Origin of the sequence: Novosphingobium tardum (assembly GCF_042652045.1) — a bacterium.
GTDB lineage: Bacteria > Pseudomonadota > Alphaproteobacteria > Sphingomonadales > Sphingomonadaceae > Novosphingobium > Novosphingobium tardum.
This window is the reverse complement of the sequence record NZ_JBHSDR010000006.1, coordinates 413,252-436,512: the sequence shown is the minus strand read 5'-3', so window position 1 is coordinate 436,512 and position 23,261 is coordinate 413,252. Positions and strand designations below refer to the sequence as shown.

At 65.7% G+C, this 23,261-nt stretch carries 21 protein-coding genes; 16 read left to right on the top strand and 5 right to left on the bottom strand.

All coding sequences use genetic code 11. The features are described 5' to 3' along the window. The first annotated feature begins 147 nt into the window (after positions 1 to 147). The 3 genes from pgi to ACFO0A_RS10020 all read left to right on the top strand — a co-directional run bounded on the left by pgi (position 148) and on the right by ACFO0A_RS10020 (position 4,221). The gene (gene pgi / locus ACFO0A_RS10030) at positions 148 to 1,659 is read left to right on the top strand and encodes a glucose-6-phosphate isomerase (RefSeq protein ID WP_379538865.1); all 1,512 of its coding nucleotides are present in this window, start codon (positions 148 to 150) and stop codon (positions 1,657 to 1,659) included. A gap of 94 nt (positions 1,660 to 1,753) precedes the next feature. Further along, entirely contained in the window at positions 1,754 to 3,142 is a 1,389-nt protein-coding gene (gene gorA, locus ACFO0A_RS10025; protein ID WP_379538864.1) for a glutathione-disulfide reductase, read from the top strand. A 56-nt stretch (positions 3,143 to 3,198) separates the two neighbouring features. Next, complete coding sequence (locus tag ACFO0A_RS10020; protein ID WP_379538863.1) at positions 3,199 to 4,221, top strand: NAD-dependent epimerase/dehydratase family protein; 1,023 nt, start codon at positions 3,199 to 3,201, stop codon at positions 4,219 to 4,221. 4 nt (positions 4,222 to 4,225) lie between these two features. On the opposite strand, the gene ACFO0A_RS10015 is transcribed toward ACFO0A_RS10020, so the two are convergent. Further along, complete coding sequence (locus ACFO0A_RS10015) at positions 4,226 to 5,635, bottom strand: helix-turn-helix domain-containing protein (RefSeq protein ID WP_379538862.1); 1,410 nt, start codon at positions 5,633 to 5,635, stop codon at positions 4,226 to 4,228. A 113-nt stretch (positions 5,636 to 5,748) separates the two neighbouring features. Here ACFO0A_RS10015 and ACFO0A_RS10010 point away from each other — a divergent pair, with 113 nt between their 5' ends. From ACFO0A_RS10010 to ACFO0A_RS09970, 9 genes are all read left to right on the top strand, one after another. Continuing rightward, positions 5,749 to 7,281, top strand: a complete 1,533-nt coding sequence (locus ACFO0A_RS10010) for an acyl-CoA carboxylase subunit beta (RefSeq protein WP_379538861.1) — start codon at positions 5,749 to 5,751, stop codon at positions 7,279 to 7,281. Positions 7,282 to 7,303: 22 nt separating this feature from the next. Then, positions 7,304 to 7,741: a methylmalonyl-CoA epimerase gene (gene mce, locus ACFO0A_RS10005; RefSeq protein ID WP_379538860.1), complete on the top strand. Its 438-nt coding sequence runs from the start codon at positions 7,304 to 7,306 to the stop codon at positions 7,739 to 7,741. Beyond that, entirely contained in the window at positions 7,741 to 8,523 is a 783-nt protein-coding gene (locus tag ACFO0A_RS10000; RefSeq protein ID WP_379538859.1) for an enoyl-CoA hydratase-related protein, read from the top strand. Before mce ends, ACFO0A_RS10000 begins: the two co-directional genes overlap by 1 nt. Positions 8,524 to 8,623: 100 nt before the next feature. Next, positions 8,624 to 10,765 (top strand): methylmalonyl-CoA mutase, encoded by a 2,142-nt coding sequence (gene scpA / locus ACFO0A_RS09995; RefSeq protein WP_379539643.1) that lies wholly within the window; start codon positions 8,624 to 8,626, stop codon positions 10,763 to 10,765. Then, positions 10,762 to 11,766, top strand: a complete 1,005-nt coding sequence (gene bioB, locus ACFO0A_RS09990) for a biotin synthase BioB (protein ID WP_379538858.1) — start codon at positions 10,762 to 10,764, stop codon at positions 11,764 to 11,766. Before scpA ends, bioB begins: the two co-directional genes overlap by 4 nt. Then, on the top strand, positions 11,754 to 12,623 hold the full coding sequence (locus ACFO0A_RS09985) for an alpha/beta hydrolase (RefSeq protein ID WP_379538857.1): 870 nt from the start codon (positions 11,754 to 11,756) through the stop codon (positions 12,621 to 12,623). Before bioB ends, ACFO0A_RS09985 begins: the two co-directional genes overlap by 13 nt. After that, entirely contained in the window at positions 12,605 to 14,626 is a 2,022-nt protein-coding gene (locus ACFO0A_RS09980) for an ATP-binding protein (protein ID WP_379538856.1), read from the top strand. Before ACFO0A_RS09985 ends, ACFO0A_RS09980 begins: the two co-directional genes overlap by 19 nt. 1 nt (position 14,627) lies before the next feature. Beyond that, positions 14,628 to 14,999 carry a tRNA-binding protein gene (locus ACFO0A_RS09975; RefSeq protein ID WP_379538855.1) on the top strand — a complete coding sequence of 124 codons (372 nt, stop codon included), beginning with the start codon at positions 14,628 to 14,630 and terminating at the stop codon, positions 14,997 to 14,999. 6 nt (positions 15,000 to 15,005) lie between these two features. Continuing rightward, positions 15,006 to 15,440 carry a DUF488 domain-containing protein gene (locus tag ACFO0A_RS09970; protein ID WP_379538854.1) on the top strand — a complete coding sequence of 145 codons (435 nt, stop codon included), beginning with the start codon at positions 15,006 to 15,008 and terminating at the stop codon, positions 15,438 to 15,440. Here ACFO0A_RS09970 and ACFO0A_RS09965 read toward each other — a convergent pair. Next, positions 15,437 to 16,207: a cyclase family protein gene (locus ACFO0A_RS09965; RefSeq protein ID WP_379539642.1), complete on the bottom strand. Its 771-nt coding sequence runs from the start codon at positions 16,205 to 16,207 to the stop codon at positions 15,437 to 15,439. The genes ACFO0A_RS09970 and ACFO0A_RS09965 overlap by 4 nt on opposite strands. Before the next feature lie 46 nt (positions 16,208 to 16,253). On the opposite strand from ACFO0A_RS09965, the gene ACFO0A_RS09960 reads away from it, so the two are divergent. Beyond that, on the top strand, positions 16,254 to 17,030 hold the full coding sequence (locus ACFO0A_RS09960; RefSeq protein ID WP_379538853.1) for an acyl-CoA thioesterase: 777 nt from the start codon (positions 16,254 to 16,256) through the stop codon (positions 17,028 to 17,030). On the opposite strand, the gene ACFO0A_RS09955 is transcribed toward ACFO0A_RS09960, so the two are convergent. The 3 genes from ACFO0A_RS09955 to ACFO0A_RS09945 form a co-directional block, all read right to left on the bottom strand. Next, complete coding sequence (locus ACFO0A_RS09955) at positions 17,027 to 18,439, bottom strand: peptide MFS transporter (RefSeq protein ID WP_379538852.1); 1,413 nt, start codon at positions 18,437 to 18,439, stop codon at positions 17,027 to 17,029. The two genes, ACFO0A_RS09960 and ACFO0A_RS09955, sit on opposite strands and share 4 nt — an antisense overlap. Before the next feature lie 95 nt (positions 18,440 to 18,534). After that, entirely contained in the window at positions 18,535 to 19,650 is a 1,116-nt protein-coding gene (gene aroB, locus ACFO0A_RS09950) for a 3-dehydroquinate synthase (RefSeq protein WP_379538851.1), read from the bottom strand. Next, positions 19,647 to 20,228, bottom strand: coding sequence for a shikimate kinase (locus ACFO0A_RS09945; protein ID WP_379538850.1), 582 nt, complete (start codon positions 20,226 to 20,228; stop codon positions 19,647 to 19,649). The genes aroB and ACFO0A_RS09945 overlap by 4 nt, the downstream gene beginning before the upstream one ends. A gap of 117 nt (positions 20,229 to 20,345) precedes the next feature. On the opposite strand from ACFO0A_RS09945, the gene ACFO0A_RS09940 reads away from it, so the two are divergent. The 3 genes from ACFO0A_RS09940 to ACFO0A_RS09930 are packed head-to-tail and all read left to right on the top strand — an operon-like array spanning position 20,346 to position 23,250. Next, positions 20,346 to 20,477, top strand: coding sequence for a hypothetical protein (locus tag ACFO0A_RS09940; protein WP_379538849.1), 132 nt, complete (start codon positions 20,346 to 20,348; stop codon positions 20,475 to 20,477). Beyond that, a complete protein-coding gene (locus ACFO0A_RS09935; RefSeq protein WP_379538848.1) occupies positions 20,474 to 22,333 on the top strand; it encodes a hypothetical protein in 1,860 nt (619 codons plus the stop codon). Before ACFO0A_RS09940 ends, ACFO0A_RS09935 begins: the two co-directional genes overlap by 4 nt. 14 nt (positions 22,334 to 22,347) lie before the next feature. After that, on the top strand, positions 22,348 to 23,250 hold the full coding sequence (locus ACFO0A_RS09930) for a tyrosine recombinase (RefSeq protein WP_379538847.1): 903 nt from the start codon (positions 22,348 to 22,350) through the stop codon (positions 23,248 to 23,250). Positions 23,251 to 23,261 lie beyond the last annotated feature (11 nt).

The window sequence follows — 23,261 nt, the reverse complement described above, 5'->3', positions numbered from 1 at the left end:
GTAGGTCTGCTCGATCCGCTAGTGCTTGCTGCCGCGCCGTTCGATGCCGTGGACGCGGGTAGATTGTGGAACGCCGACGCTTGGCGTGATGGCGCGCAGGCGGCATAGCGTCCGCCGCATGTGTAGGAAAGCAAAGGATCGCAGCCGATGAACGAAACAGCGTCGCTGTGGACCGCGCTTGAGAAACTGCCTCGCCCGACGCTGGCGGAACTGTTCGATGCCGGCGATCGCCTCGATCTGCTGGCCGAGACGCTTGAGCTGCCGGGCGGCCCGATCCGCTTCGACTGGTCGAAGACACACCTTGATCGCCCCGTCATCGACGGTTTCCTGCGCCTTTGCGAGAAGGTGGGCCTCGATCAGTCACGCGCCGCGCTTTTCTCGGGCGCGATCGTCAACGTGACCGAGCATCGCGCCGCCGGGCACACCGCGCAACGCGGCGAGGGGGACGAGGCGATGGTGGAGGAGGCGGCGGCGCTTCATGCACGGACCCGCTTGCTGGTCGAGGCGATTCACGATGGTGTGCTCGGCGAGATGCGCAGCCTGATCCACATCGGCATCGGCGGCTCGGCGCTCGGTCCCGCTCTTGCGATCGACGCACTGGCACGCGACAATCCCCGGATCGCGGTCCACGTCGTATCGAACATCGATGGCTGCGCGCTCGAAGCCGCGTTTGCGCAGTGCGATCCCGCCCATACGCTGATCGCGGTCGCCTCGAAGACCTTCACGACCACCGAAACGCTGACGAATGCCGCAAGCGCGCTTGAGTGGCTGCGCGAAGGCGGGATCGGCGATCCCTACGGGCAGGTGGTGGCACTTACCGCCGCCCCCGAAAAGGCGGTGCAATGGGGTGTCGACGAAACCCGCGTCCTTCCGTTTCCCGAGGACGTCGGCGGGCGCTACTCGCTCTGGTCCTCGATTGGCTTTCCCATTGCGTTGGCAATCGGGTGGGACGGTTTCAAGGCGTTCCTCGAAGGCGCCGCCGCGATGGACCGCCATTTTCGCGACACCGAATGGGAGCGCAATCTACCTGCGCGCGCTGCTTTCGCCGATCTCTATTATGCGCAAGTCAGGAGCTGCGAGACCCGCGCGGTTTTCGCCTACGACGAGCGGCTGCGGCTTTTGCCGAGCTACCTCCAACAGCTCGAAATGGAATCGAACGGCAAGCGCGTGACCGCCGACGGCGAGCCGCTCGACCGTCCGAGCGCGCCGATCACATGGGGCGGCGTCGGCACCGACGCGCAACATGCGGTGTTCCAGTTGCTCCACCAGGGCACCCACCTCGTACCGGTGGATTTCATCGCGGTCACGATGTCCGGGGACGCGCTCGACCCCGCGCATCATCGCACCCTTCTGGCCAACTGCTTTGCCCAGGGCGCAGCGTTGATGACGGGCAAGGCGGGCGACGATTCCGCCCGTTCATATCCCGGTGACCGACCCTCGGCGACGATCCTGCTCGACGATCTGGAGCCCGCGACGCTGGGCGCGTTGATCGCCTTTCACGAGCATCGTACCTTCGTTTCGGCGAAGTTGCTGGGCATCAACCCGTTCGACCAGTTCGGCGTCGAGCTGGGCAAGGAAATTGCCAAGGCGATCGAGAAGGGCAACGCCAGCTTTGACTCCAGCACCGCTGCACTGCTCGAAGCCGCGGGGCTGACCTGAGGGCAAGCGCAGGATTTGCGTTCACTCTGATGCGCAAAAGGCATTGGCAAGCGGCGGCGCGGATCGCCATATGCCGCCCGCCAGAGGAGTTTTCATGCCCGAAACCGAGACCAGTCCAGCCCCTTCGACCGGCGAAAACCGCGAGTACGACTACGACCTGTTCGTGATCGGCGCCGGGTCTGGCGGCGTTCGCGCCAGTCGCGTTGCCGCGGCGCACGGCGCAAAGGTTGCCGTGGCCGAAGAGTACCGCATCGGCGGCACCTGCGTGATCCGTGGCTGCGTTCCGAAAAAGCTCCTCGTTTACGGTTCGCACTTCGCCGAGGAACTTCAGGACGCGGCGCATTACGGCTGGACCGTCTCGGCGATGAGCTTCGACTGGGCGGTGCTGCGAGACACCGTACTCAAGGATGTCGACCGGCTGAACGCCGCCTACACCAGCACTCTCGAGAGCCACGACGTCGAGCGGTTTCTTGAGCGCGCGACGATCACCGGCCCGCACGGCGTCAAGCTTGCCAGCGGCCGCGAGATCAGCGCCAAGGTGATCCTGGTCGCCACGGGCGCATGGCCGGCGGTTCCCGAATTCGAGGGCTCGGAGCACTGCATCACCTCGAACGAAGTGTTCCACCTCGAAAAGATGCCGAAGCGGGTGGTGATCGCGGGAGCGGGATATATCGCGATGGAATTCGCGGGGATTTTCAACGCACTTGGCGCGCACGTCACCGTGGTCAACCGGAGCGACGTGATCCTGCGCGGCTATGACGAGGCGATGCGCGACCGGCTGCTCCAGATCACGATGGCGCGCGGGATCGAGTACAAGTTCCATTGTCCGTTCAACAAGGTGACGAAGCTCGAGGACGGCAGCCTCGAGGTGAATCTGGAAGGTCAGGACCCGCTCAAGGCCGACATCGTCCTCGTCGCCACCGGACGCAAACCCAACACCGCCGGCCTCGGGCTGGAGAATGCCGGAATTACGCTTGGCGAGAAGGGCGAGATTCCGGTCGACGAGCACAACCGGACATCCTGCGACAGCATCTATGCCGTCGGCGACGTGACCAACCGGGTGCAGCTTACGCCTGTGGCCATCCGCGAAGGCCAGGCGTTCGCCGATACGGTGTTCGGGGGAATGCCTTCGACGGTCGACTACGGCTGCATTCCCAGCGCGGTCTTCTCGCAGCCGCCGCTGGCCGGCGTGGGCCTGACCGAAGGCCAGGCCCGCAACAAGTACGGCAATATTCGGGTCTATTCGTCGGACTTCCGTCCGATGAAGAACGTGTTCGCCGGGCGACAGGAGCGCGGACTCTACAAGCTGATCACGGACGCCGCGACCGGCAAGATCCTCGGCCTGCACATGATCGGTCCTGAAGCCCCCGAGATTCTCCAGGCCGCGGCGATCGCGGTGAAGGCCGGTCTGACGAAGGCGGACTTCGACGCGACCGTGGCGCTGCACCCATCAATGGCCGAGGAACTTGTCCTGATGCGCTAGGTTGCACGTTGCAACCGGACTGCTAGGCTTTCCGTCGATCACGGGGGAGAGCGACGATGGCAGGCACGGTTCTGGTCACAGGCGGCAGCGGTTACATTGCTGGAGAAACGATCCGCCAGCTGCTCGCTCGCGGCTGGACGGTGAATACCACCATCCGGAACCTGGCGCGCGAAGCAAAGGTTCGCGCCGAGGTTGGCGGCACCCCCGAGACGCTCAGGTTCTTCGCGGCCGACCTCATGGACGATGCCGGCTGGGCCGAGGCGAACGCGGGCTGCACCCATGTCGCGCACGTAGCATCACCATTTCCCCTGGGAATGCCCAAGGACGCCGACGAACTGATCGTGCCGGCGCGCGAGGGCACGCTGCGCGCCTTGCGCTTTGCCAAGGACGCGGGCGCTACGCGCTTCGTCCAGACATCTTCTGCCGCGGCGATTGCCTATGGCTATCCGCCGTCGAAGACTGAATTCGACGAAGGCGACTGGACGAATATGGCGGCACCTGGCCTGCCGCCCTACATCAAATCCAAGACCGTCGCCGAGCGGGCCGCGCGCGAATGGGTCGCGGCCAACGCGTCGGGCCTTGAATTCTGCTCGGTTAATCCGGTGGGCGTGTTCGGGCCCGTCGTCAGCGACGACCTCTCGACTTCCATCGAACTCGTGAAGCGGATGCTCGACGGCTCGGTCCCCATGATACCGCGCTTCGGCATCGGCGGAGTGGACGTTCGCGACGTGGCGCTTCTCCACGTCCTTGCGCTCGAGGCGCCGGCCGACAAGGTGCGCGGCGAACGGTTCGCGGCCTCCGCCGGCTTCATGTGGGCGGCCGAAATGGCAGAAGCGCTGCGCGCCGAACTGGGGCCGCAGGCGGCAAAGGTTCCGACCCGGCCGATGCCCGATTTCCTCGTCACCCTTCTGTCATTCTTCATGCCGGAAATGAAGCAACTGCGCGGCGAGCTGGGCAAGACCAAGCGCGTTTCGGGCGAACATGCGCGCGATGTGTTCGGCTTCGACTACGTCCCCGTGCGCCAGTCGATTGTCGAAACCGCGCGAAGCCTGATCGCGCACGGGCTGGTCAAGGTCTGAGCGTTCAGGCGAGCGAGTAGGGTACGACCCCCCGCCGGTCCGGATCGACCACGATGGCGCGGTCGCTGGGCGGAAAGGCGCGTTGGTCGCAGTCGGGCCGGGGACAGATGCGGCACGACACGCCGATCCGCGTCGCCGCCTGCGGCGCGGCGATGTCGAGGCCATCGGCAAAGATAAATTCCCTAGCGTGCTCCGCCTCGCACCCAAGTGCCACGGCATAGCGGCGGGGCGAGCGGGCAAAGCTTCCCGAAGGCTTGACCAGCCCCTTCGCCATCGAAACGTAGCGCACGCCGTCGGGCGTTTCGGCCAGCTGAACGAGGATGCGGTCGGGAATCGCCACCGCCTCGTGCACGATCCATAGCGGACAAGCGCCGCCGAACCGCGCAAACTGGAGCCGCGTGGCCGAGTGACGCTTGGTGATGTTGCCTGCCATGTCGACGCGGCAGAAGAAGAAGGGCACGCCCCGCGCGTCGGTGCGCTGCAGGGTGGAGAGGCGGTGACAGGTCTGCTCGAAGCTGGTGCCGAACTCCTGCCGCAGCCGGTCGATGTCATGGCGGGCGGCGCGCGCCGCATCGCGAAACCGGCGGTAAGGCATGAGCAGCGCGCCCGCGGCATAGTTGCACAGGCCCACGAAGAGGAGCTGACGCGCCGCGGGAGAGCGCAGCGCCGCCTCTTCCACCAGCGCCGAGATATCGTCCTTCAATGCCAGCGCCGCGAGCTGGTGAGCGAGCTGGAAACGGCGGCTTTCGGGTGGCTGGCCGGGATCGACCACAAGGTGGCCCATCTCGGCGTCGAAATCGCGCAGGCCCCGGTTCGCGGCATATAGCAGCGACACCGACAGCGCTCCGCGAAGATGATTCTCGATAGCGGAAGTCTCGGGCGTCGAACTCCCTCCGGCAAGCCGCGCCGCCAGCGCCTCGGCCGCCCGGTCGATCACGTCCACATAGTTGTTTGCGAGATGAAACCAGTCGCGCACTTCCTCCCAGGGCAGGCGCGCACCACCGGCGGAATCGAGCGAAAGTGCCTCGTCGACCATCTGCAGGCGCTGGCCCGCGCGGCGATAGGCTGCGTGGAGCGCCACGAACCTGTCGGCGAGCGCGGGCTGCTGCTCGGCAATCCGCGCAAGTTGTTCGGCATCAAGCGGGTCCGCAAAAAGGGGGTCGGCGGAAGCCTCGGCCAGCGCGGCCAGACGGCGCTGCGTCAGGTCGGCGCTCTCGTGCGCCCAGTCCAACGGAAAGGCGCGGGTGAGGGCATCGACGAGCGCTGTCGTGAGCGGACGATCGTCATGTTCGAGCTGGGAAAGATAGGACGCGCTGATGCCGAGGCGCGCAGCAAGGTCGGCCTGGCGCAAGCCGGACTCTTCGCGCAACCGACGCAGCCGGGCTCCTGCGAAAAGGCGAGGGCGCGTGACCATCGGCCGACGATAGTTTGCAAACTGGCGCTTCGCAACTTTGCAAATTCACATTGGACATTGCATGCCAGACGCGACAGGCCCGCAGTGGGAACGAATGGAAGGATTGCAACCGCATGTCTGCAAACATCGCCGAGCTCGAAAAGCGGCGCGAGGCCGCGCGGATGGGCGGCGGGCAAAAGCGGATCGACGCCCAGCACGCAAAGGGCAAGCTCACTGCGCGTGAGCGGCTGACGGTGCTTCTCGACGAAGGAAGCTTCGAAGAATACGACATGTTCGTCGAGCACAACTGCGTCGACTTCGGGATTGAGGGGCAGAAGATCCCGGGCGATGGCGTGGTTACCGGCAGCGGCACGATCAATGGCCGCCTCGTTTACGTCTTCAGCCAGGACTTCACCGTGTTCGGCGGCGCGCTGTCAGAGCGTCACGCCCAGAAGATCTGCAAGGTGATGGACATGGCGCTCAAGGTTGGCGCCCCGTTCATCGGCCTCAACGACAGCGGCGGCGCGCGGATCCAGGAGGGCGTTGCCAGCCTCGGCGGCTATGCGGAAGTGTTCCAGCGCAATGTCCTGGCCTCCGGCGTGGTCCCGCAGCTTTCGCTGATCATGGGCCCTTGCGCGGGCGGCGCGGTCTATTCGCCCGCGATGACCGACTTCATCTTCATGGTGAAGGACAGCTCCTACATGTTCGTCACCGGCCCCGACGTGGTCAAGACGGTCACCAACGAGGTCGTCACGCAGGAGGAACTGGGTGGCGCGGTCACGCACACCACGCGCACCTCGGTGGCTGATCTGGCTTGCGAGAACGACATCGAGGCGCTGCTGATCGCGCGCGATTTCATCGATTTCCTCCCTTCGTCGAACCGCGACGAGGTGCCGGAAAGGCCCACCTCGGACCCGTACGACCGGTTGGAGATGAGCCTCGACACGCTGATCCCGGACAGCGCGAACCAGCCCTACGACATGCACGAACTGATCCGTAAGACGGTAGACGAGGGCGACTTCTTCGAAATTCAGCCCAAGCATGCCGGAAACGTGATCTGCGGCTTCGGCCGGGTCGAGGGCCGCACGGTCGGAATCGTCGCCAACCAGCCGATGGTTCTGGCGGGCGTGCTCGATATCAACAGTTCCAAGAAGGCGGCGCGGTTCGTGCGCTTCTGCGACGCGTTCAACATTCCCATCGTCACCTTCGTCGACGTGCCCGGCTTCCTTCCGGGTACCGCGCAGGAGCATAACGGGATCATCAAGCACGGCGCCAAGTTGCTCTTCGCATATGCCGAGGCGACGGTGCCGAAGATCACCGTGATAACGCGCAAGGCCTATGGCGGCGCCTACGACGTCATGGCCTCCAAGCATCTGCGGGGCGACCTCAACTACGCCTGGCCCACCGCCGAGATCGCTGTGATGGGGGCCAAGGGCGCGGTGGAGATCATCTTCCGCCAGGACATCGGCGATCCCGCCAAGATCGCGGAGCGGACCAAGGAATACGAGGATCGTTTCGCCAACCCCTTCGTCGCGGCGAGCAAGGGCTTCATCGACGAGGTGATCTACCCCCACTCGACCCGCCGGCGGATTGCACTGGGGCTACGGAAGCTGAGGAACAAGAGCCTCGAGAATCCGTGGAAGAAGCATGACAACATCCCGCTGTGATCGCGTCTGAGGGAGCAGGAAAATGAAACTCGGCCGTCTCAACCACATCGGCGTGGCCACGCCCTCGATCGCCGACAGCATCGCGTTCTATCGCGATGTCATGGGCGCGACGAAGATCCACGATCCGTTCGACCTGCCCGATCAGGGGGTCAAAGTCTGCTTCGTCGACACGCCTGGCGCCGGCGGCTCCGAAGGCACGCAGATCGAACTGATCGAACCTCTGCCCGGCAATGCCTCGATCGCCTCGTTCCTCGAGAAGAACCCGGCCGGCGGGCAGCACCATGTCTGCTACGAAGTGCCCGAGATCCACGCCGCCAAGGCCTGGTTCGAAAGCCAGGGCAAGCGGGTGCTTGGCGAACCGCGTATCGGGGCGCACGGCACGCTGATCTTTTTTGTCCACCCCCGCGACATGCAGGGCGTGCTCACCGAAATAATGGAAACGCCGAGGGAGGCTCACTGATGTCCTACGAAACGATCACCGTCGACGTTGCCGACAATATCGCCACGATCACGCTGAACCGCCCCGAGCGGATGAACGCCTGCAGCCTCGACATGGCGGGCGAGATCAACGACGCGCTGTCGACGATGGAGGGCGCGCGCTGCCTGATCATTACCGGCGCGGGCCGCGGGTTCTGCTCTGGTGCCGACCTGTCGGCGCGGGGCGAACGCTCGATCTCGGGCGGCGAGGGCAGCTACATCGCGCTGACCCGCCACTACAACCCGCTGATGATGAACCTGGCGCGGCTCAACATGCCGATCATCACCGCGGTGAACGGCGCGGCGGCAGGTGTCGGATGCTCGATCGGCCTCGCCGGCGATTTCGTGATCGCGGGAAAGAGCGGCTATTTCCTCCAGGCGTTCGTCAATATCGGTCTCGTGCCCGATGGCGGGGCGAGCTGGATGCTGCCGCGCCTCGTCGGCAAGGCGCGTGCGACCGAGATGATGATGCTGGGCGAGAAGATCAGCGGCGACAAGGCGGCGGACTGGGGCCTCATCTACAAGTGCGTAGAGGACGACCAGCTGCTGGCCGAGGCCCGGGCGCTCGCCACGCGGCTCGCCAATGGACCGACCGTGTCCTACGCGATCATGCGCAAGAACATCCTGACCGCGCTGGAGAACAGCTACGCCGAGGCGCTGCTGGCCGAGGCCGAGGGCCAGCGCATCGCCGGGTCGAGCGCCGACGCCGCCGAAGGCGGTCTCGCCTTCCTCGAAAAGCGCAAGGCGGTGTTCAAGGGGCAGTGACCCGTCGCCCCTGCGCGGGCAGGGGCATCACCGGCTGCGCGCCGGAGGTAACGGGCGGATCGATCCCTGCGGTCGCAGGGATGACGTGAAAGTGGGTACGATGGTCGATTATTCGGATTGGCAGGCGGCAGCGGCGAAGGAGGTCAAGGGCAAGGACCTGACCTGGAACACTCCCGAAGGCTTTGCGATCAAGCCGCTCTATACCGCCGACGACGTGCGCGAGGATCCGGGCCTGCCCGGCTTCGCGCCCTTCACCCGCGGCGTGCGTGCGAGCATGTACGCCGGCCGGCCGTGGACGATCCGCCAGTACGCCGGGTTCTCGACCGCCGAGGAATCGAACGCGTTCTACCGCCGCAACCTCGCCGCCGGGCAGAAGGGCCTTTCGGTCGCGTTCGATCTTGCGACCCACCGCGGTTATGACAGCGACCACCCCCGCGTCGTCGGCGATGTCGGCAAGGCCGGGGTCGCGATCGACAGCGTCGAGGACATGAAGATCCTGTTCGACGGTATCCCGCTCGACAAGATGAGCGTCAGCATGACGATGAACGGGGCGGTGATCCCGATCCTGGCGTTCTTCATCGTCGCTGGCGAGGAGCAGGGCGTCGACCGCAAGCTCCTCGACGGGACCATCCAGAATGACATCCTCAAGGAGTTCATGGTCCGCAACACGTACATCTATCCGCCCGAACCCTCGATGCGGATCGTTTCGGACATCATTGCGTACACTTCGGCCGAGATGCCGAAGTTCAACTCGATCTCGATCTCGGGCTATCACATGCACGAGGCGGGGGCGACCGCCGTTCAGGAGCTGGCCTTCACCATCGCGGACGGCAAGGAATATGCCAGCCGCGCAATGGCCGCGGGGCTGGATATCGACAAGTTCGCCGGGCGCCTGTCGTTCTTCTTCGGCATCGGCATGAACTTCTTCATGGAAGTGGCCAAACTGCGCGCCGCGCGGACGCTGTGGCACCGGGTGATGGACGGGTTGGGGGCGAAGGACGAACGCTCCAAGATGCTGCGCACGCACTGCCAGACCAGCGGCGTTTCGCTGCAGGAGCAGGACCCGTACAACAACGTCATCCGCACCACGATCGAGGCAATGGCCGCGACGCTCGGCGGGACGCAGAGCCTCCACACCAACGCGCTGGACGAAGCGATCGCGCTGCCGACCGACTTCTCGGCACGGATCGCGCGCAACACGCAGATCGTGCTGGCCGAGGAAAGCGGTATCACGCGCGTCGTCGATCCGCTGGGCGGCTCCTACTACGTCGAGGCGCTGACCGAGACGCTGGTAGACGAGGCGTGGAAGCTGATCGCGGAAGTCGATGGCTTAGGGGGGATGACCAAGGCTGTGGCCAGCGGCATGCCCAAGCAGCGGATCGAGGAAGCGGCGGCCGCGCGCCAGGCGCGGGTCGATCGGGCCGAGGATGTTATCGTCGGCGTGAACAAGTACCGGCTGGCCGAGGAAGCGCATCTCGACACGCTGGACATCGACAATCACGCGGTGCGCGATGCGCAGATCGCCCGGCTCAAGGCGATGCGCGAGAAGCGCGACGAGGCTGCGTGCAAGGCGGCGCTGGCGGCGCTTACCGACGGCGCGAAGGGTAGTGGCAACCTGCTGGCGCTCGCGGTCGAGGCGGCGCGTGCCCGCGCCTCATTGGGCGAGATTTCCGACGCGATGGAAGTCGCCTTCGGCCGATACGGGACGCAGCCTGTCCCGGTGACCGGCATCTACGGCAAGGCCTATGGCGCCGATCCGCGCTACGCCCAGGTCGTCGATGGGGTCGAGGCCGTCGCTCGCCGCCTGGGACGCAAGCCGCGCCTGCTGGTCGCCAAGATGGGTCAGGACGGACACGACCGGGGCGCCAACGTGATTGCCTCGGCATTCGCTGACATGGGCTTCGACGTCAGCAGCGGCCCGCTGTTCCAGACGCCGCAGGAAACGCTCGACCTTGCTCTGGAGAAGGACGTGGACGCCATCGGCGCTTCCTCGCTTGCGGCCGGGCATAAGACGCTGATCCCGGAACTTGTCCGCCTGCTCAAGGATGCCGGCCGCGCCGATATCAAGGTCATCGCGGGCGGGGTCATCCCGCCGCAGGACTACGAGTTCCTGCGCGACGCAGGGGTTCAGGGTATCTACGGCCCAGGCTCGAACGTCGTCGAATGCGCGGCGGACCTGTTGCGCCTGCTGGGGCACAACATGCCCCCCGCGGGCGAGGAACTGAAGGACGCCGCCGAATGAGCGCTCTCCGCTCCGACTGGACGCGCGAGGAGATCGCGGCGCTGTTCGACCTGCCATTTACCGAACTGGTGTTCCAGGCGGCAACGGTCCACCGCGCGTACCATGCTCCCGACCAGGTGCAGCTATGCACGCTGCTGTCGATCAAGACCGGCGGCTGCCCCGAGGATTGCGGCTATTGCTCGCAGTCGGTGAAAGCCGACAGCGGGGTTGAAGCGACCAAGCTGATGGACGTTCAGGCCGTGCTGCAATCGGCGGCACAGGCCAAGGATCACGGCAGCCAGCGGTTCTGCATGGGCGCAGCCTGGCGCAACCCCAAGGACCGCGACATGCCCGCGATCGTCGAGATCGTGAAAGGCGTCCGCGCGATGGGCCTCGAGACGTGCATGACGCTGGGCATGCTCGCTCCGCATCAGGCGGATATGCTCGCCGAGGCCGGGCTCGACTATTACAACCACAACATCGACAGCAGCCCCGAGTATTACGAGCGGGTCATCACGACGCGCACTATGGACGAGCGGCTCGATACCTTGGCCGAAGTACGCCGCGCCGGGATCAACGTCTGCTCGGGCGGGATCGTCGGAATGGGCGAAACGCGGGCCGACCGGGTGGGCTTCGTTCACACGCTCGCCACGCTCCCGCAGCATCCCGAAAGCGTTCCGGTGAACGCGCTGGTCCCGGTCAAGGGCACGGTGCTGGGCGACATGCTGGCGGACACCACGCTCGCCAAGATCGACGACATCGAATTCGTCCGCACCGTTGCGGTCGCGCGGATCACCATGCCGCTCTCCATGGTGCGCCTCTCCGCCGGCCGCGAAAGCATGAGCGAGGCGACACAGGCGCTGTGTTTCATGGCGGGCGCGAACTCGATCTTCACCGGCGACAAGCTGCTGACCGCTCCTAATGCCGGCGACGACAGTGACGCTGCGCTGTTCGGCAACCTGGGTCTGACCGCGCTCAAGGGCGAGGAGCCGATGCGGGCGAAGGCTTCATGCGCCGCCTGATAGCTCTTGCAGCCTTGCTGGCCTTGACCGCTCCTGCCGAGGCGCGCACGCCGGATCGTGTCCAGGCGCGGGACGCGGCGGTGAGTCCGATTACCCTGGGGGAGACCTATCGCTTCCGTTCGGCGGTGATGGACGAGGAACGCGTGCTCAACGTCTATCTTCCCGATGGCTATGCCAAGGGAACGCAGCGCTATCCGGTCCTCTATCTGATCGACGGCGGCATCGACCAGGACTTCATCCACGTCGTCGGGTCGAGCCAGCTGGGGTCGACCTGGGCCCGTTCACAGGCCGCGATCGTGGTCGGCATCGCGACGAAGGATCGTCGCAACGAGTTGACCGGATGCACTGCGGACAAGGCGCTGCTCGCAAAGTATCCGACGGCAGGCCACTCGCAGCGCTTCCGCGATTTCATTCGCGATGAGGTCAAGCCCTGGGTCGCCGGGCGCTACCGCACCGACGGCAATGACGGGGTGATCGGCGAATCGCTCGCCGGGCTCTTCATCGCGGAAACCTGGCTCAAGCAGCCCGATCTGTTCCGCAATTATGCGGCGATCAGCCCCAGCCTGTGGTGGGATAACGCGGCGCTCACCGTCACGTCGAAGGTCGGACCGCGCCAGGCCGGGCGCAGGTTTTTTCTCGCGACTGCTGAAGAGGGCGCCGAAAGCGGTGCGATCGCGGATCGCTTCGTCGCCGAGCTCAATCCCGCGCGCGACTGGTGCTTTGCGCCGCACCCCGAATTCACGCACGCCACGATCTATCACGCGGTGGTTCCCGCCGCTCTCCAGTTCCTGTTCCCGACCACGGTCGCGCAGGACGCCCAATATGGATTTACCCTCGGATGTTCAAAAAAATCCTGATCGCCAATCGCGGCGAAATCGCCTGCCGCGTCATGCAGACCGCCAAGCGGATGGGGATCGCCACGGTCGCGGTCTATTCGGACGCCGATGCGCGCGCGCCGTTCGTCAAGATGGCGGACGAGGCCGTGCACATCGGCCCGTCGCCGGCGGCGGAAAGCTACCTGATCGCCGACAAGATCATCGCCGCGTGCAAGCAGACCGGCGCCGATGCCGTCCATCCGGGCTATGGCTTTCTGTCCGAGCGGACCAGCTTCGCCGAGGCGCTGGCGGCCGAAGGCATCGCCTTCGTCGGCCCGCCGGTGAACGCCATCGCGGCGATGGGCGACAAGATCGAGAGCAAGAAACTGGCCCTCAAGGCGGGTGTCAACGTCGTGCCCGGCTTTGTCGGCGAGATCGAGGATACCGAACACGCGGTGCGGATCGCAGGCGAGATCGGCTACCCGGTGATGATGAAGGCTTCGGCCGGCGGCGGCGGCAAGGGCATGCGGCTCGCTTATTCCGAGCAGGACGTCCGCGAGGGCTTCGAGGCGACCAAGCGGGAAGGGCTGAACTCTTTCGGCGACGACCGCGTGTTCATCGAGAAGTTCATCCTCAACCCGCGCCATATCGAGATCCAGATCCTCGGCGACCAGCACGGCAACATCGTCTACCTCAACGAGCGCGAGTGCAGCATCCAGCGCCGCCACCAGAAGGTGGTCGAGGAAGCACCGTCGCCCTTCGTCACGCCCAAGATGCGCGCCGCGATGGGCGAGCAGTGCGTCGCGCTGGCGCGCGCCGTCGGCTATTACAGCGCCGGCACGGTCGAGCTGATCGTCAGCGGCGCGGACCCGAGCGGGGAGAGCTTCTACTTTCTCGAGATGAACACGCGGCTCCAGGTCGAGCATCCGGTGACCGAGGCGATCACCGGCATCGACCTGGTCGAACAGATGATCCGCGTCGCCGCGGGCGAGGCGCTGCCGTTCAAGCAAGCGGACATCGGCATCGATGGCTGGGCGATCGAGAACCGCGTTTATGCTGAAGACCCCTATCGCGGGTTCCTGCCCTCGACCGGGCGGCTCACCCGCTATCGCCCGCCGGTGGAAGGCTGGAACGCCGACGATGATGCGAACGCTCGTCGCGGCGTGGACGGGGTGCGGGTCGACGACGGGGTCTATGAAGGCGGCGAAGTCTCGATGTTCTACGACCCGATGATCGCCAAGCTGGTGACCTGGGCTCCGACCCGCGAAGAGGCGGCAGACCTTCAGGTCCAGGCGCTCGACGCTTTCGAGATCGAGGGGCTGGGCCACAACATCGATTTCCTCTCTGCGATCATGCAGCACCCGCGCTTCCGCTCGGGCGAACTGACAACAGGATTCATCGCCGAGGAATACCCCGAAGGTTTCCAGGGTGCCCCCGCTACCGCCGAGCTCAACCGAGCGCTTGCGGGCATTGCGGCTTTCCTGGCCGCCGCGCGGTCCGACCGGGCGCGGCGGGTCGACGGCCAGCTTGGCGACGAGCTCGATCCCCCGGCGCGCTGGGGCGTGCGGGTCAATGGCAGCGACCATCGGGTGGAACTGTCCGAGGATGCAGTTACTGTCGACGGCGAGCCGCTCGACGTCGCGCTCGAATACACTCCCGGCGACAGCGTGGTCCACGCCGAGGTCGACGGCGCGCCGCTGGCCGTGAAGATTGCGCCGTGGCGCTCGGGCTTCAAACTGACCACCCGGGGAGCGATTCACGAGGCGCACGTGGTGCCCGCGCACATCGCTCCGCTTGCGCGGCACATGATCGCGAAGATTCCGCCCGACATGTCGAAGTTTCTGATCTGTCCGATGCCGGGGCTGCTCGTTGCCCTCCATGTCGGCGAGGGGGACAAGGTCGAGGCGGGTCAGCCGCTCGCGGTGGTAGAAGCGATGAAGATGGAAAACATCCTTCGCGCCGAGAAGTCCGGCACGGTTAAATCGGTCAATGCCGCGCAGGGCGAAAGCCTGGCGGTAGACGCGATTATCCTCGAGATGGAATGAAATGCACGTTGCGCACGATCCTGCGGCGCCCGCCGAAGCCCCGATTGGCTTCGACGATTTCCTGCGGGTCGATATTCGCATCGGAACGGTGATCGCTGCCGAGCCGCTGGCGGGCGCGCGCAAGCCCACGTGCAAGCTGCGGATCGATTTCGGCGAGACGATCGGTGTGAAGCGGAGCTGTGCACAGGTGCTCGCCAACTATGCCCCCGGCGATCTCGTCGGAAGGCAAGTGGCGGCCGTGGTCAACTTCCCTCCGCGCCAGATCGGGGCGGCGTTGTCCGAAGTGCTGACTCTTGGCTTTGCCGACGCGGCGGGCGAGGTGGTACTGGCGCGGCCCGACGTTGCCGTGCCTAACGGCTCGCGGTTGTTCTGAGCGGCTATGCCGACGATCTGGACCATCGGTTATGAGCATTCGACGGTTCCCGACGTCGTGAATTCGCTCGTCGAAGCCGGGGTCGAGGTGCTCGCCGATGTCCGCGCCCTGCCGTTGTCGCGGCGGCCCGGCTTTTCGAAGACCGCGCTTGCCGGTGCGATGCAGGAAGCCGGGATCGAATACCGGCACATGAAGCCACTTGGCACTCCGGCAGACGGCCGCGCGGCGGCCCGAGCCGGACGGAACGAGGCAATGGCGAAAATCTATGCGGGCCAGCTCGAACTGCCGGAAGCGATCGCCGCGGGGGCGGCTCTTCGCGATCTTGCGCTGGAGAAGCGCGTCGCGCTGCTGTGCTACGAACGCGACGCGACGTATTGCCACCGTACGCTTCTGCGCGAGGCAGTCATGCCGGACTTCGAGGCGGTCGACCTGCTGCCCTAGTCCTCGACGATCGCGACCGCGCGGATCCAGCCCGCGCTGGCGCGCTCGATTTTCACCGGGAAGCAACTGACGGTAAACCCGAACGGCGGCAATGCGGCAAGGTTGGTGAGCTTTTCGATCTGCCAATAGGGCCTGATTCGTCCGGCCTTGTGGCCTTCCCAGATGATTGCCGGGTTGCGGCTTTCGGCCCAGCGGCGGGCGGTGTGGCTGAACGGTGCGTCCCACGACCATGCGTCGGTTCCCACAACCTCGATGCCTTGCTCCGTCAGCCATAGGGTAGCCTCTGCACCCAGGCCCACGCCCTGGTCGGTAAAGTTGTCCGTTCCGTAAACCGCGCCCGACTGGATCAGGACGATATCGAGCGGGCGCAACGCGTATCCGATCCGGGCAAGCTCGGCCTGGAGTTCCGCGGCGGTGACGACGTGGCCATCGGGTAGGGTCGAGAAATCGAGCCTTACGCCGGGCCGCAGGAAACGGTCGAGAGGAGCCTCGTCGATGCTCGGTGCGGGACGCGCGCCCGAATCGGTAGTCGAGTGATAGTGCCAGGGCGCATCCATGTGCGTGCCGTTGTGCGTGGACAATGTAAGCTGCTCCACCGCCCAGCCTTCGCCCTCGGGCAAGTCGTCGCGCGTCAGGCCGGGAAAGAACGCGGCGATCTGCTCCCAGCTCGATTCGTGCGTCACGTAATGTATCTTGGGCCGCATCACCGGCGGATCGGAAATCACGCTTTCCGTGATCGGGATGGACAGATCGATGAAGCGGGTCATGTCCGCCATGTTGACGCGAGCGCTTGCGCCGTCAATGGAAGCCGCCATGAGCTTTCCCGCAATTCTCGCCGCCGCCAGCAAAACCGCCACCGGGTTCGATGCCCACGTGCCCGAAGACTGGCTCCAGGGACGAACCGCCTATGGCGGACTATCCGCGGCGCTTGCGCTGGAAAGCGCACGCACGATCGCCGACGGCCTGCCGCCGATGCGCTCGGCCCAGGTCTCTTTCGTAGGTCCGCTTTCCGGAGACGTTTCGGTCAGTTCGCGCATCCTGCGGCAGGGCCGGAATGCCACGTGGGTCTCGTCCGAGGTGCAGAGCGAGGGAAAGGTTGGCCTCGCGGCAACCTTCGTCTTCATGGGTCCGATGGAAAGCGAGCTGCACCTCAACGATGCGGGCGCGCCTGACGACACGATTGCCGTCGACGATGCGGTGATCATCCCCAGCGACAAGGGCCCGGGATTCATCTCCAATTTCGACTTGCGCCATTCGCTGCCGCGCGCCGACGAACGGCAGCCGCAGATGAACCGCTGGGCAAGGGTGCGCGACCGCTCCGGGCTCGATCCGATGGTCGAACTCGTCCTCATTGCCGATGCGATGCCGCCCGGAGTGATGCCGCTGTTCGATTCCTGGCGCCCGATCAGTTCGATGACCTGGCTTATCAACCTGCTCACCCCGGCGCCGGTCACCACCGACGGATGGTGGCAACTCCGCGCTCGCGGCACCTACGCTGAAAAAGGCTGTTCCAGCCAGGACATGAGCGTGTGGAACGCCGCCGGCGAGCCGATCGCCGCGGGGATGCAGTCGATCGCGATCTTCGGCTAGGCGAGCGCCACCTGCGCCGTGTCGGCGGAGGACCGTTCGCTGGCGAAGAGCACGCGCGACAGCACCACCTTGTAGAGCACGAACACGAGTCCCGCACCGGCGGCGAAACCCATGTGCATCAGCCAGAAGTCGGTCGTCTTCATGTCCTCGAACCAGCCGCCGACCCAGCCGACGATCGAATTGCCTGCGAACAGCGACAGGTAATAGAGCCCGATCACGGTCGAGTTGATCTGCTTGGGCGCAAGGCGGGCGAACAGCGCGAGCGCGATGGGCATGATGTGCGCGAACCCGATCGAGTTCAGGACGTGGAACATCACCGGCCAGAACAGGCCGATCTTGCCGCCAGGGCCCACCGTCGCCGCTGCCAGGAACAGGCTTCCCATGCCCGCGATCGAAAATGCCGAGCCGATGATCAGCTTCGACAGCTCGTCCGGCTCGCGGCGGGTCTTGCCCCACCAGCGCCAGAAGAGCGCAACGCCGGCCAGGAAGGCGACCGAGACAATCGCGTCGAGGGTGACAAGCCATGTCGTCGGCAGCTTGGTCGAACCCCACATCAGGTTGAAGTCGCGATCGGCCCAGATCAGGTACGCGTTGAATATCTGGTTGTTGGGCACGATGGCCACGGCAAGGACGGGGATCAGCAGCAGAAGCGCGGCGGTCGTGGTCCATTGCTGCCGTGACAACGGCTCGCGCGGGCCGGCGGATGCCTGGGGAACGTCAAAATGCTCTTTCGGAAGGTACTTCTGGCCAGCGATATAGATTCCGGTCGCCAGCAGCATGCCGACGCCGGCGGCGCCGAAGCCCCAGTGCCAGCCAACCGTTTCACCAAGCGTGCCGACGATAAGCGGCGCGGCGATCACTCCGCCGTTGATCGCGAGGTAGAATATCTGAAAGGCATCGCCGCGACGCAGGTCGTCAGGCTTGTAGAGCGAGCCGACCTGGCTCGCGATGTTGCCCTTGAACATGCCGCAGCCCAGGATGAGGCACAGCAGCGCAAGCAGGAACGTGACGTTGAAGGCCATCAGGAAGTGGCCCGCCGCCATCGTCAGCGCGCCCAGTAGCACGGTCCGCCGTTTGCCGAGCACGCGGTCGGCAAGAAAGCCGCCGAGAATCGGGGTGAGGTAGACACTGGCTGCGTACGTTCCGAAGATCGCCGAAGCGAATTTCTGGCCGTCGATCCCGCCGTACAGCGCGCGAAGCTGCTCAATTCCCGCGACCTGCTCGACGCTGCCCGGCAGGAGCAGCGACTTGGTCATGTAAAGCACAAGCAGGGCCTGCATGCCGTAGTAGGAAAACCGCTCCCACGCCTCGGTAAAGGCGAGGTAGCCCAACCCCTTGGGATGACCGAGGAAAGCGCGGTCTCCCCTGGTCTCGATATCAAGGGTCGGGGTGGTTTCTGCTGCGGCCATGTGCGCGTCCGGATTGGTTTCGATTGTGACTGGTTAGCCTGACGTACCGCGCATGTCTCGCGGATTAATGCGCGAACCGGCCGTTTCTCGCGCGATCAGCGGCGAAGTTCGGCGTCCAGGAACCGGGCCACCTCTGCCAGAACAACGTCGCGCGCAAGGAACGCGTGGCCGATCCTGTCGATCAATACGAAGGGAAGGACGCCGGCCGCCATCTTTTTGTCGTGCAGCATGTGTTCGACAAGTCTGTCGCCGTTGCACGACAATCCGAGGTCCGCGATCCGGGTAGACAGGCCAGCGGGTTCCAGTGCTGCGGCGATCCGCTCTGCTCCGGCTTCCTCTAGCCTCCCCTTGGCGGCGGAAAACCGCGCGGCCAGGACCATGCCCAGGCCGACTGCTTCGCCGTGAAGCAGCGCCGCTCCGAACCCGGTCTCGGCTTCCAGCGCATGCCCGAAGGTATGTCCGAGATTGAGCAAGGCCCTGGCGCCTGACGTCTCGCGCTCGTCTTCGCCGACAATTCGCGCCTTCGCCTCGATGCTGGTCGCGATTGCGTGCATCCGGGCCGCCGTGTCGCCAGCCATCAGGGCTGGGCCGTTAGCCTCGCACCACGAGAAGAAGGGCGCGTCGCCAAGCACGCCGTACTTGATCACCTCAGCATAGCCTGCGCGCAGTTCGCGCGTAGGCAGCGTTTCGAGCGCGTCGGGGTCGGCCAGTACCAGCGAGGGCTGGTGGAAAGCGCCGACGAGGTTCTTTCCCGCGGGGACATTGATCGCCGTCTTGCCGCCCACGCTGCTGTCGACCTGCGCGAGCAGCGTGGTCGGAAGCTGGATAAACCCGCACCCGCGCTTGTGAATCGACGCGGCGAAGCCGACGAGATCGCCGATTACTCCGCCGCCCAGGGCGAGCACGCAGTCGCCGCGCTCGATCCCCTGCTCCAGCATCCAGTCGCTGACCCGGGCAAGCTCTGCCCAGCTCTTGGTCGCTTCGCCCGGATCGAGGATAAGCCAGCGCGGCTCGATACCGGTCGCGGCAAAGCTCACCGAGACCCGTTCCTGCCATGCGGCGGCAACGTTCCGGTCGGTCACAATAGCCGCGACGCCGCGAGGCAGGAATTGCGCGCAATGTTGTCCGGCCCGGTCGAGCAGGCCCGGTCCGACGATCACGTCATAGGACGCGCTGGCCGCAGCGACATGGATGGTCCGGGTCTCGGTCACAGTGCGGCGTCCAGCGCTTGAAGGATGCGTATCGCCGTTTGCTGGTGCGGACCGTGCATGCTTTCCACCCGTATCGGAGCGGCGGAATAGGTGGGCGCACGTTCGTCGCGAAGGCGGGTGAGGATTTCGCGGGGATCGCCCTGGCGCAGCAGAGGGCGATTGCCCTTGCGCCCCACGCGTTCGACCAGGGTATCCACGTCACAGTCGAGCCAGATGGCAATTGCCTCGTCGAGGATGAGGGCGCGGGTCTCGGGATCGACGAAGGCGCCCCCGCCGGTCGCAATGACGCGCCCCCCCGCATTCGCCGCATCGTGAATCAGCCGGGCGATCACGCGTCGCTCCCCGTCGCGGAAGTAGGTCTCGCCATATGTCTCGAACATCTCGGGTATGGTCATCTTCGCGGCACCCTCGATCTCCTCATCCGCATCCACGAAGGAGAAGCGCAAGAGCGCGGCGAGCTTGCGACCCACGGTGGACTTGCCGACACCCATCATGCCGACGAGAACCAGCGGGCGGTCGATCCGCCGGGCCAGCGCTTCGATCTGGCCCACCGAGAGGTAGGGCGCGTCAACATCCATTGCGGGTCCGCGTATAGTTGGGCTAGGCAGCAGCGCAAGCGCACTCCCCCGGGGAATTGCGGCGGTTCGGCCGCTTGCCCGGGATGGCTGTGCATTGATTGCCGAGTTCGAGGGTGCGTGGGTCGCAGGAAATGGATAGTGGTGGTGATCGGCCTGACGGTCTTGCTGACATTGGCATGGATCGATGGCGGGCGTCGCCCCGTTCGGCTGATCGAAGTGCCGGTAACGATAAGCGGAGTGGACGAATGATCCGGAAACGTCCGTCGCTGCGCGCGGCTTTTCTCGCAGGAGGCATCGCGCTCGTCACTTCGGCGGTGGTCGTCGCGCAAGACGCGCCTGAATCTCTCCTGCCACCGGGTTTCGACAACCCCGCGCCGGCGCCCACCCCGACTCCGCGGGCCAGCGCGACGCGCGCGCCCGCGCAAAGCGCTCCGTCCGCGCCGAACAGCACCTCGGTTCCGGTGATCCAGCCGCTTCCCGCGGCTCGCCCCGGCGCTCCGGCAGCGCCGCCAGACGCGATCACCGCCGACCGGCTGGATCCCGCATTGCTCGACCAGCTCCTCGAGGCGCAGCGTCCAAAGACCGATATCCCGCCCGGGCAGGCGCGCAGCCTGGCGACGGTTGGCGTGCTGGCTGAGGGCGAGGGCGGGCTGAGGCAGGCCGATACCGGCGTCCTGAATGGCACTTACGTAGCCTCGGTGATCGGAAAGACCAGCGGCTCGATCGTTTCGCGCTGGGGAGAGATCCTGCTGCGTCGCGCGCTGGCCAGCCGTCTGGATACCCCCGTCGGCATGAACGGCGCGGACTGGGCCGCGCTGCGCGCCGGCCTGCTCCTGCGCATGGGTGAAGGAAACGCCGCGCGCGCCCTGGTTCAGCAGGTCGATAGCGGCAATTATACCCCTGCGCTCGAAGACGCCGCGTTGAACAGCTATATCGCGACCGGCGACATCCTTGGCGCCTGCCCGATCACCGCTATCACCGCCGCCCGGCGCAGTGAGGGCGCCTGGCTGATGGCCAAATCGATCTGCCGCAGCTTCAACGGCGAAGGCACTGCCGCGCTCGCCGAACTGGAACGTTATCGTCGCCGCGGGATCGGCCGCGAATACAAGAACATCGATATTCTCCTTGCCCAGAAATACGCAGGCGCTGCGCTCGAGGGCAAAAAGGCGGTCAACATCGAATGGACCGGGGTCGAGGACATGACCCCGTGGCGTTACGGGATGACCCTGGCCACCGGCCTCGAACCGCCCAAGGACCTCATGGCCAAGACCGGCGACACTTATTCGCCTGTTACCGCTACCGCGCCGATGGTCCCGCTCGAGACGCGCGCCGATGCCGCTGACCGGGTCGCCTCGCGAGGCATCCTGTCGAGCACCGCCATGGTCGACCTGTGGTCGCAGATCTACAGCGACGAGGATGTCGGCGACGAATGGAAGGGCCGCGCCGCCGTCTTGCGCGAAGCTTATGTTGCCGCGGTGGGCAAGGATCGCGTCGCCGCGATGAAGGAACTGTGGGGCGGAAACGACGATGCGGTTCATGTCTACTCGCGTCACGTCCTGACCGCCTACGCGGCCGCGCGCCTCCGGCCCGACGCACTCTACGCAGATGATGCCGGCGACATCGTAGCCTCGATGCTGAGTGCCGGGCTGGACGCTAACGCCGTCCGCTGGGCGAAAGTCGTGCCGATCGGTAGCCAGGCGTGGGCCTTGCTCACGCTCGCGGCGCCGCAGGTCAGCGCGCCTATCTCCACCTCCTCGCTGGACGACTTCAAGGACGACGACGGCAGCGAGGATGCTCGCAAATCGAAGTTCCTCATCGCCGGCCTTGCGGGTCTCGACCGCGTAACGCCCGCGACCGCCAACGATTTCGGTGCAACCGTCGCAGCCGGGCTCGGCCGCCAGACCCGCTGGACCCAGGCCATCGATGCTGCTGCCAAAAGCGGAAACCAGCCGCTGGTAGCCTTCCTCGCAGGCGCTGGGATGCAGGGCGACAGCTGGGCCTTGATGACCCCGCTGCACCTCTATCACATCATCTCCGCGCTGCGCCGCGTGGGCCTTGAGGGCGAGGCCCGGATGATCGCCGCCGAGGCTGTGGCTCGGGGCTGACCGGCGTCGGCAGCGTGACCGACTCGATCGACCGCTTTCTCGACATGCTGGCTGCCGATCGGGGTGCGGCTCGCAATACGCTGGCTGCCTATCGCAGCGATCTTTCAGGCGCGGCGGAGATTGTCGGCGATCTTGCCACGGCCGACAGCGGCGCGCTTGGTCGATTGGGACTTGCTTGGCGCGACCTCGCCCCTTCCAGCGTGGCGCGGAAAAGCGCGGCCTTGCGCCAGTTCTATGGCTTCCTGATCGACGAGGGGCTACGCAGCGACGATCCTTCCGGCGCGCTGCCAAACGCCCGGACCCGACGTCCATTGCCGCGATTGCTGAGCCATGCGGATATCGCGCTGCTCTTTGCCCGGGTGGAGGAAGAGGCGCAAACCGAGGAACCGGCGGCGGTGCGCACGCTCGTCCTCCTCGAATTGCTTTACGGCTCAGGCCTACGCGCGACCGAGCTCGTCAGCCTGCCGCTGTCGGCAGTGCCGCGCGACGCGCCATTCCTGACCATCACGGGGAAGGGCGGCCAGCAGCGGCTCGTGCCAGTCAGCGGCAGGGCAGGACAGGCACTGGCGCGGTGGCTCAAGATTCACCCCGAAGGATCGCGCTTCTTGTTCCCATCTCGCGCAGGTCATCTGAGCCGGGTGCGGCTGTTCCAGATCCTACGCGAGGTGGCGCTTCGAGCGGGGGTGCCTCCGGCAGGCGTGAGCCCGCACGTTCTGCGGCACGCCTTTGCCACCCACCTCCTCGAAGGCGGGGCGGACCTGCGCGTGCTCCAGACCCTGCTCGGTCATGCCGACATCGCGACGACCCAGATCTATACCCATGTCGACACCGCGCGGCTGGTTGCGCTCGTCAATGCGCGCCATCCGCTGGGGGCGCGTAGCGACGGGGGCGTTGACCTTGGCGCGAAGCCCTCATAACCCGCACCACC

What these genes read in the sequence shown, in the direction of transcription:
- pgi (WP_379538865.1), top strand. Translation starts at nt 148, where the DNA reads ATGAACGAAACAGCGTCGCTGTGGACCGCGCTTGAGAAACTGCCTCGC.
- bioB (WP_379538858.1), top strand. Translation starts at nt 10,762, where the DNA reads ATGAGCGCTCTCCGCTCCGACTGGACGCGCGAGGAGATCGCGGCGCTG.
- ACFO0A_RS09980 (WP_379538856.1), top strand. Translation starts at nt 12,605, where the DNA reads ATGTTCAAAAAAATCCTGATCGCCAATCGCGGCGAAATCGCCTGCCGC.
- ACFO0A_RS09960 (WP_379538853.1), top strand. Translation starts at nt 16,254, where the DNA reads ATGAGCTTTCCCGCAATTCTCGCCGCCGCCAGCAAAACCGCCACCGGG.
- ACFO0A_RS10020 (WP_379538863.1), top strand. Translation starts at nt 3,199, where the DNA reads ATGGCAGGCACGGTTCTGGTCACAGGCGGCAGCGGTTACATTGCTGGA.
- ACFO0A_RS09955 (WP_379538852.1), bottom strand. Translation starts at nt 18,439, where the DNA reads ATGGCCGCAGCAGAAACCACCCCGACCCTTGATATCGAGACCAGGGGA.
- ACFO0A_RS09970 (WP_379538854.1), top strand. Translation starts at nt 15,006, where the DNA reads ATGCCGACGATCTGGACCATCGGTTATGAGCATTCGACGGTTCCCGAC.
- ACFO0A_RS09965 (WP_379539642.1), bottom strand. Translation starts at nt 16,207, where the DNA reads ATGACCCGCTTCATCGATCTGTCCATCCCGATCACGGAAAGCGTGATT.
- mce (WP_379538860.1), top strand. Translation starts at nt 7,304, where the DNA reads ATGAAACTCGGCCGTCTCAACCACATCGGCGTGGCCACGCCCTCGATC.
- scpA (WP_379539643.1), top strand. Translation starts at nt 8,624, where the DNA reads ATGGTCGATTATTCGGATTGGCAGGCGGCAGCGGCGAAGGAGGTCAAG.
- ACFO0A_RS09975 (WP_379538855.1), top strand. Translation starts at nt 14,628, where the DNA reads ATGCACGTTGCGCACGATCCTGCGGCGCCCGCCGAAGCCCCGATTGGC.
- ACFO0A_RS09935 (WP_379538848.1), top strand. Translation starts at nt 20,474, where the DNA reads ATGATCCGGAAACGTCCGTCGCTGCGCGCGGCTTTTCTCGCAGGAGGC.
- gorA (WP_379538864.1), top strand. Translation starts at nt 1,754, where the DNA reads ATGCCCGAAACCGAGACCAGTCCAGCCCCTTCGACCGGCGAAAACCGC.
- ACFO0A_RS10010 (WP_379538861.1), top strand. Translation starts at nt 5,749, where the DNA reads ATGTCTGCAAACATCGCCGAGCTCGAAAAGCGGCGCGAGGCCGCGCGG.
- ACFO0A_RS10015 (WP_379538862.1), bottom strand. Translation starts at nt 5,635, where the DNA reads ATGGTCACGCGCCCTCGCCTTTTCGCAGGAGCCCGGCTGCGTCGGTTG.
- ACFO0A_RS09945 (WP_379538850.1), bottom strand. Translation starts at nt 20,228, where the DNA reads ATGGATGTTGACGCGCCCTACCTCTCGGTGGGCCAGATCGAAGCGCTG.
- ACFO0A_RS09985 (WP_379538857.1), top strand. Translation starts at nt 11,754, where the DNA reads ATGCGCCGCCTGATAGCTCTTGCAGCCTTGCTGGCCTTGACCGCTCCT.
- ACFO0A_RS10000 (WP_379538859.1), top strand. Translation starts at nt 7,741, where the DNA reads ATGTCCTACGAAACGATCACCGTCGACGTTGCCGACAATATCGCCACG.